Source organism: Treponema sp. JC4, assembly GCF_000260795.1.
Lineage (GTDB): Bacteria > Spirochaetota > Spirochaetia > Treponematales > Treponemataceae > Treponema_D.
In genome coordinates this window covers 1-7401 of sequence record NZ_AJGU01000060.1, presented here as the reverse complement: position 1 = coordinate 7401, position 7401 = coordinate 1, and the positions used below count along the sequence as shown (strand labels likewise).

General features: G+C 38.1%; 6 protein-coding genes. 4 read left to right on the top strand and 2 right to left on the bottom strand.

The genetic code is table 11. The features are described from left to right. A partial coding sequence (locus tag MSI_RS12505; protein ID WP_039924934.1) for an NCS2 family permease occupies nucleotides 1-1261 on the bottom strand: 1261 nt, incomplete at its 3' end. Nucleotides 1262-1363: 102 nt separating this feature from the next. On the opposite strand from MSI_RS12505, the gene MSI_RS14180 reads away from it, so the two are divergent. The 4 genes from MSI_RS14180 to MSI_RS12485 all read left to right on the top strand — a co-directional run bounded on the left by MSI_RS14180 (nucleotide 1364) and on the right by MSI_RS12485 (nucleotide 6423). Next, a complete protein-coding gene (locus MSI_RS14180) occupies nucleotides 1364-3070 on the top strand; it encodes an HD-GYP domain-containing protein (RefSeq protein ID WP_050983946.1) in 1707 nt (568 codons plus the stop codon). A 118-nt stretch (nucleotides 3071-3188) separates the two neighbouring features. Then, the gene (locus MSI_RS12495) at nucleotides 3189-5174 is read left to right on the top strand and encodes a methyl-accepting chemotaxis protein (protein WP_009107678.1); all 1986 of its coding nucleotides are present in this window, start codon (nucleotides 3189-3191) and stop codon (nucleotides 5172-5174) included. Nucleotides 5175-5755: 581 nt separating this feature from the next. Then, entirely contained in the window at nucleotides 5756-6013 is a 258-nt protein-coding gene (locus MSI_RS12490) for a hypothetical protein (protein WP_009107676.1), read from the top strand. Continuing rightward, complete coding sequence (locus MSI_RS12485) at nucleotides 6013-6423, top strand: hypothetical protein (protein WP_009107675.1); 411 nt, start codon at nucleotides 6013-6015, stop codon at nucleotides 6421-6423. The genes MSI_RS12490 and MSI_RS12485 overlap by 1 nt, the downstream gene beginning before the upstream one ends. Nucleotides 6424-6778: 355 nt before the next feature. Here MSI_RS12485 and MSI_RS14175 read toward each other — a convergent pair whose 3' ends face one another. Further along, complete coding sequence (locus tag MSI_RS14175; protein ID WP_009107673.1) at nucleotides 6779-7264, bottom strand: hypothetical protein; 486 nt, start codon at nucleotides 7262-7264, stop codon at nucleotides 6779-6781. Nucleotides 7265-7401: the final 137 nt, after the last annotated feature.

Below are 7401 nucleotides of genomic sequence, written 5' to 3'. Positions count from 1 at the left end.
CAAGAATCCATGTAACTACAGGAACTTCCTTAGCCTTCTTTGCAGCTGTCTTACAAACTACAAATGAAAGAATACCCCATACAATACCCTTAGAAATAGAGTAAGCAAAAGGCATAGTCATAATAGTAATAAAAGCAGGAATACCTTCAGAAACATCTGTAAACTCAATAGATTTTACATTCTGCATCATAAGGTAACCAACAAAGATCAAAGCAGGAGCTGTAGCAGCAGCAGGAACAAGTGCGAACAATGGGTTTAAGAAGAGAGCAACAAGGAACAAAAGACCTGTTACTACAGAAGCAAGACCTGTTTTAGCACCGGCAGCAACACCTGAAGTAGATTCAACAAATGAAGTTACAGTAGAAGTACCAAGACAAGCACCAACAACAGTACCAACAGAGTCAGCCATCAAAGCACCCTTAACGTTCTGAATGTTTCCGTCTTTATCTTTAAGGTCAGCCTGTTCAGCAACACCCATCAAAGTACCAAGAGTATCAAACATATCAGTAAAGAGAAATGTAATAAGAACAACTACAAACTTAAGGGTAAGAGCGTTAGCCCATTCAAATTTGAAAAGATAAGGAGCAGCAGGTGTAGAGAATGGAACAAAGTTTTCAGGAACTTTTGTAACGCCAAAAGGAATACCAATAATTGTTGTAATAATTACACCAAGAAGGATGTTTCCAGGAACTTTAAGAATGTAAAGAACGATAGTAATCAAAAGACCAATAGCTGCAACAAAAGCAGATGCGTGGTTCATGTTAAGGTTTACAAAACCAATGATTGTACCTGTATCACCGGTACAGATACCTGCATTTACAAGACCAATGATAGTAATGAAAAGACCAATACCAACAGATACAGCCTTCTTAAGAGTAGAAGGAATAGAATTGATAATTGCTTCACGAATACCAAAGAGAGAAAGGAGAATAAATACAATACCTTCAACAAATACAGCAGTCAAAGCAAACTGCCAGGTACAACCCATTCCCAAAACTACAGAGTAAGTAAAGAAGGCATTAAGACCAAGTCCCGGAGCAAGAGCAACAGGAAGATTTGCTGTAAATGCCATTACAAGAGTAGCAATAGCGGCAGAAATTGCAGTTGCAGTAAATACAGCATTAAATGCCATACCAGATCCAGAAAGAATTCCAGGGTTTACGGCAAGAATATAAGCCATAGCCAGGAATGTTGTAATACCACCGATAACTTCTTTACTAACGGTAGATCCACGTTCTTTTAATTTAAAGAACTTTTCCATAATAAAAATCCTCCTTATAAAAACTTTTATTAATAGAATAATTTTGCATTTTTTACAGATTTTTTGCAACATAGAAAAAACAGTGTTATCATTATTGAATAGATGAAGAACCGCATAAAACAGATAATTTTTTACTGTCTATTCATTTTTCTGAATATCTCTGTCAACCGTCTTATGGGCTACATAAAAGTACCCCTCTTTTTAGACAACATAGGAACTTTATCTGCCGCAATTCTTGGAGGTTACCTGCCGGGAGTTATAGTCGGTTACCTTACAAATATAATTAATTCTACCCTTACCGATTTAACCAACTCTTATTATGCAGGAATCAGCGTTCTTATAGCCGTTGCAGGAGCCTTTTTTGCAAGACGAGGCTATTTCAATTCCTTCAGAAAAGCCCTTATAACAATCCCCGTATTTGCCCTTCTTGGCGGCGGTATAGGCTCCATACTCACCTACTGTATATACGGCTTTGGAGTTGGAGAAGGCATATCAGCCCCATTTGTAAAAAACCTTCTTGAACAGGGCACCTTAAATGTTTTCTGGGCCCAGCTTATTTCAGATATGATAATCGATTTTATCGATAAGGCCCTTACAGTATTTGGAGTTTTAATCTTCCTCCGCATAATACCTGAGAACTTCAGTAAAACCCTTATGCTCACAGACTGGAAACAGACCCCGCTTAACCTTAATGAGCGCATAAATGCCCGTCAGACAAAAACAAGACAGCTTCCCCTCCGTACAAAAATCACCCTTATGATTGCCGTAATCATGATTTTTGTTGCCTTTGTAACAACAGCAATCTCATACGTACTCTATGTAAAATTTGCCATGAGCGTACCGGGCATCTCTGTCGTACAGGCCCATATGGAAGGAATCAGCTTTATTGCAAAAATTCTTTCACTCTTTCTGGGCTTTTTTATTTTTATCCTTACCCTCTGCCTCTGGCTTTCGAACTATCACCTAACCTATCCTATTGCCGCCATGTCCTTTGCTTCAGAAGACTTTGCCTACAACAGCGAAGAAGACATAGAAATAGGCCTTGAAAGAATGAAGTCCCTTGAAATTGCCACCGGAGACGAAATAGAAAACCTTTATAAATCGCTTACCCATACAATTTCACAGACAGTAAATTACATAGACGACGTACAGAAAAAAGGCGAAGAAATTGCCCACATGCAGAACGGCCTTATCTACATCATGGCAGACCTGGTAGAAAGCCGCGATAAATGCACCGGAGACCATGTAAGAAAAACCGCCGAATACGTAAAGCTTATTCTTCAGCTCCTAAAAGAAAATAATCTTTTCCCGGATATGCTTACAGAAGAATACATACAGGATGTATGTTCATCTGCCCCTCTTCATGACGTAGGAAAAATAAAGGTATCAGACGTAATCCTTAATAAACCCGGTAAGCTGACAGATGAAGAATTTGAAATAATGAAATCCCACACTCTTGCGGGTAAAGAAGTTATTGAAAGTGCCATGCAGCTTACTACAGATCCCGGCTACTTAAAAGAAGCTTCTAACCTGGCCACCTTCCATCACGAAAAATGGAACGGCACCGGCTACCCAATGGGTCTAAAGGCAGAAGAAATCCCCCTTTCTGCAAGAATTATGGCAGTAAGCGATGTTTTTGATGCCCTTGTTTCAAAAAGAAGTTATAAAGAGCCTTTCTCTTTTGAAAAGGCCATGGATATTATACGCGAAGGTGCAGGAACTCATTTTGACCCTATAATTGCAGACGTATTTGTAAATAATGCAGCCCGCGTAAAAAAGGTTTTTGATGATCACGCCAGAAGATTCTAGGAGGACACAATGGCTAAAAACAAAACTAAAAAACAGGGAAAGCTTGTTTACTACATTCTTGCTATTACAATTCTTATTGTTTCGGCTCTGTCTGTTTTTCAGATTGAATTCGTAAAAAATGCGCACTAAAAAGTCCGTTGCCTCTTCTTATGAAGAAGACTGCCGTAAAATTACAGATGCATACGCAAACGTAGTTTCCATCAGGTTAAGTGAATACATAAAACAGATGCGCATGTATACAGAAGCAGACATAACCCAGACCCGGGATCCTGTTCAGATTCAAAAATGGCTTGTTTCCCATACAAAATCAAGAACCCCGGATTTTGACCGCATAGGCTACATAGATGATAAAGGCGATTTTTATAACGACCAGAACAAAATTACCAATGTAAAAGACCGCATCTATTTTAAGGCCATTATGAACCAGGGAAACGATACAAATATCGATGACCCTGTAACTTCTAAATCTACTGGAGATACCATCATCCACGTTTCTAAGGCAGCCAAAGTAGACGGTAAAACAGTAGGCTTTTACAGTGCCGTTGTAGGCGTAAACAAATTAAAGGAATTTGTAAGCGGCATCCGCATTGGTAAAACAGGCTATGCCTACCTTTTTAACAGCCAGGGAGAAATCATAGCATCTTCTGCTCCTGATAACGGAGAAGCTTATACAAAACTCATTCTAGAAGGCATGCAGCCCGTAACCCAGGCCCTTTCTCAAAAAAGAAGCGGAGAAATGTGGATTAAGTTCAATACCCTGGGCAGTAAATACATAACATTCCAGCCGGTAGAAAATGCAGACTGGGGCTTTGCCTTTATGATTGATGACAGCCAGGTATACGCAACCGCAAATGAAATTTCCATCACCCTTGTTATTGCAGGAATCGTTCTTGGACTTGCCCTAGTCCTTGGAATCGGCTTTGGTATTTACTATTCATTAAAACCACTGCAGGAAGTTCAGTCATCTATTGATGAAATTGCATCAGGTAAAGCAGACTTAACCAAACGAATTACCGGCAAGAGCGAAAAGATAAATAACGAAATCGGCGGTGTTGTAAAAGGCTTTAACCGTTTTACAGAAAAACTTCATACCATCGTATCAGACGTAAAAGATTCAAAAGAAGTACTTTCTGCCGCAGGCCAGGATCTTGATGCCAGCATGCAGGATACCAGCGCTTCTATTACCCAGATTATTGCCAATATTTCAAGCGTACATAATCAGATCAGTAACCAGGGAGACAGCGTATCCCAGACAGCAGGGGCAGTAAACGAAATTGCATCAAACATAGAATCCCTTGAAAGAATGATTGCAAAACAGTCTCAGGGAGTAAGCAATGCTTCCAGTGCCGTAGAAGAGATGATAGGAAACATTGCCTCTGTAAACAATTCCGTAGATAAAATGGCAGCATCTTTTGATCTTCTTTCAGAAAACGCCAGAGCCGGAGCCCAGAAACAGATTCACGTAAACGAAAGAATCCACCAGATAGAAGAAGAGTCTCAGATGCTGCAGGAAGCCAACGCCGCCATTGCGGCCATTGCAGAACAGACTAACCTTCTTGCCATGAATGCAGCCATAGAAGCAGCCCATGCAGGAGAAGCCGGAAAAGGCTTTGCCGTAGTAGCAGATGAAATCCGTAAACTTTCAGAAACATCTACAGACCAGTCAAAGACAATCGGTAATCAGCTTTCCAGCATTAAAGAATCCATTAATTCTGTAGTTAATGCATCCCAGGAATCAAGCGAAGCCTTTAATTCTGTTACAGAAAAGATTCAGGAAACTGACCAGATTGTCCGCCAGATTAAGTCTGCCATGGAAGAACAGCAGGAAGGTTCTAAACAGATTACAGACTCCCTGCAGGCAATGAACGACTCTACAATAGAAGTCCGCACTGCTTCAGAAGAAATGTCCATCGGTAACAAGCAGATTCTTGATGAAGTAAGAAACCTTCAGAATGCAACAACTGTAATGAAGGCCAGCATGGAAGAAATGGCTATCGGTGCTAAAAAAATCAACGAAACCGGTGCCGCCCTTTCCTCTATTGCAGAAAAAATGCGTTCTTCAATCACACAGATTGGTACCCAGATAGATCAGTTTAAGGTATAAGAAAAAAAAGGAAGCTTTCTTAGAGCGGATGAAGACAAAATGCGTTAAAAAAAGCCGTCAGGGTTTTTAGCATTTTGCGCCGTGGCATTCATGCCACGCGTTAGAACCCGTAGGGTTCGACTCCCTTTATGCTTTGGACAATAAAAAAGCCTCCCTATTCAGGAGGCTTGAGAGCGGATGAAGGGAGTCGAATCATAGGACATAACCAACACCACGCAATTCCTTACATCTACAAACTACTATATATATGAAGATAATTCAAGTTTTTTAACGTAGTTTTTTTGTTTTTTACTGTCATTTTTACTGTCACGTTTTTTTCACAACAAAAATGATAAAAACTTATTTCTTCCGATTCCTTCCTTTCCTTGTTAATTCCTCCAAGGGATAAATGATAATGTACATGTCATAGGGCTACGCCCCTTGCCCTTTGGGCAATTCCCTGTGACTTCGCAGATAAATATGCGAAGTATTATATATTGAATATAAATACAATACTTTGAAACAAAACAGAGAAAAAACTTGAATAATTTGATATTCTCCCATATATTTATAAGTGGGATTTCCCACATAGGAGGTATTATATGCCAGTATTAGCAGTAAGATCTTATGATTCGAAATTAGACTCAAAAAGAAGAATAACTCTCAGAGCAACATCATATGAGTATTATCATGTAGAAGAGTATCCTGATGGTCGCATCATGCTGGAGCCTCGTGAACTTACAAAACCATTCGAAGTTTCGCAGAACACCCTGGCTATGATGGATGAAAGCATGAAAAACTTCAAAGCTGGAAAAGTTGGTGAACCAATCGATTTCTCTGCATACAAGGAACTCTTATAATGTATAAAATCAGAATGGGCATTCCTGAAATGCTGGAATTGTGGACAAACCTTGAAAATAAAATAAAAGAACGAACTGCAAATAAAAATGAACAGAAACTTTTTAAGCTTCTTATTAGTTGTTTTTCAAAATTGAGTAATGATCCTCGTTATCCAGGCCTATGTACACATGACATTGAAGCCCTGACAAAACGCTATGGGCAGAAAGTTTGGGAATCATATCTTGAAAATCACAAGCCTGGAGCAGGTAGAATATTTTGGGTTTATGGTCCAGATCAGAGTGATATTACAATTATTGGACTTGAACCTCACCCTAACGATAAGAAAGATGCTTATCAGAAAATTACACTTTCAGCAAAAGGTGAATCAAAAATAAAATCTGAAGAAGTACAAACAACGAAAAAAAAATAAGTTTGTTTCTGAATTGACTTATATTTGATTATAACGTAACTTCAAAAGAGCAAGCCACGTTTTCCTTTTTCCTGCTTTGCAGTGACAGGGACCGTGGCAGCTTTTTTTTAACCATTAATCTTAATATACAGTTTATAACTTGAACTAATCAGGAAGAACAAAAAACGGCATTGTTTTAATATATGGTGGTTGCCGCGCACTTAAGCACTTTGCAAACCACCATCTGCCAATCTACTGTCAGTAATGCAAATTCTCTATGAGAAACTTCATTCATTACGGCCGTAACGACCGTAGTTTAAGCAAATTAAATATACAGGAAAAAGGATTATTTAAGGTAAACGGCAAATTGACATTTTTATAAAAGTTCACATCCGTATTTGTCTAAAGCTTCATTTATTGCAGGAATATTGTAAATGTTATGATAGATAAAGTATTGAATAATCAAATCTTTTTTACTGGCTTTAGAAAAAGAATAACCGGCAATATCCAGTAGGTCTGATGTTTCATCAATAGTCAAATGCATACCAATTGCCAAAGCAAAAACTGTATTCTTTGTTGGATGATAATCTTTTTCACTTCGTATTTTTGAGAATAACTGTCTGCTTATATTGCCATGTTTATAGATTTCAACTTCATCAAGATTTTTGGATTTAATCAACATAAACAATTTATCTTGAAAAGTTTCTGTCGGAGTTTCAATTATTTCCTTTAGATTTTGGCTCTCTAAAACATCTTGAGATATTTTTTGGAATAATATATGTCCTTCAAGTTTTGATTTCTCATATTTTTCTAAGAGATAATCATCTATGTCTAAAAACATTTCTTCAGAAACATAATTCATAATTACACTAATACAATGAAAATTTGCAAATGTCAATTTGTCGTTTACCTTTAAATACTTATTTTGTTGTATTGTTCTAATTGTGGCGGGTGTCTGTTTATATAGGGCCAAAATCTAAAGGAAATAATTGAAACTCC

What these genes read in the sequence shown, in the direction of transcription:
- MSI_RS14180 (WP_050983946.1), top strand. Translation starts at nt 1,364, where the DNA reads ATGAAGAACCGCATAAAACAGATAATTTTTTACTGTCTATTCATTTTT.
- MSI_RS12495 (WP_009107678.1), top strand. Translation starts at nt 3,189, where the DNA reads ATGCGCACTAAAAAGTCCGTTGCCTCTTCTTATGAAGAAGACTGCCGT.
- MSI_RS12490 (WP_009107676.1), top strand. Translation starts at nt 5,756, where the DNA reads ATGCCAGTATTAGCAGTAAGATCTTATGATTCGAAATTAGACTCAAAA.
- MSI_RS12485 (WP_009107675.1), top strand. Translation starts at nt 6,013, where the DNA reads ATGTATAAAATCAGAATGGGCATTCCTGAAATGCTGGAATTGTGGACA.
- MSI_RS14175 (WP_009107673.1), bottom strand. Translation starts at nt 7,264, where the DNA reads ATGAATTATGTTTCTGAAGAAATGTTTTTAGACATAGATGATTATCTC.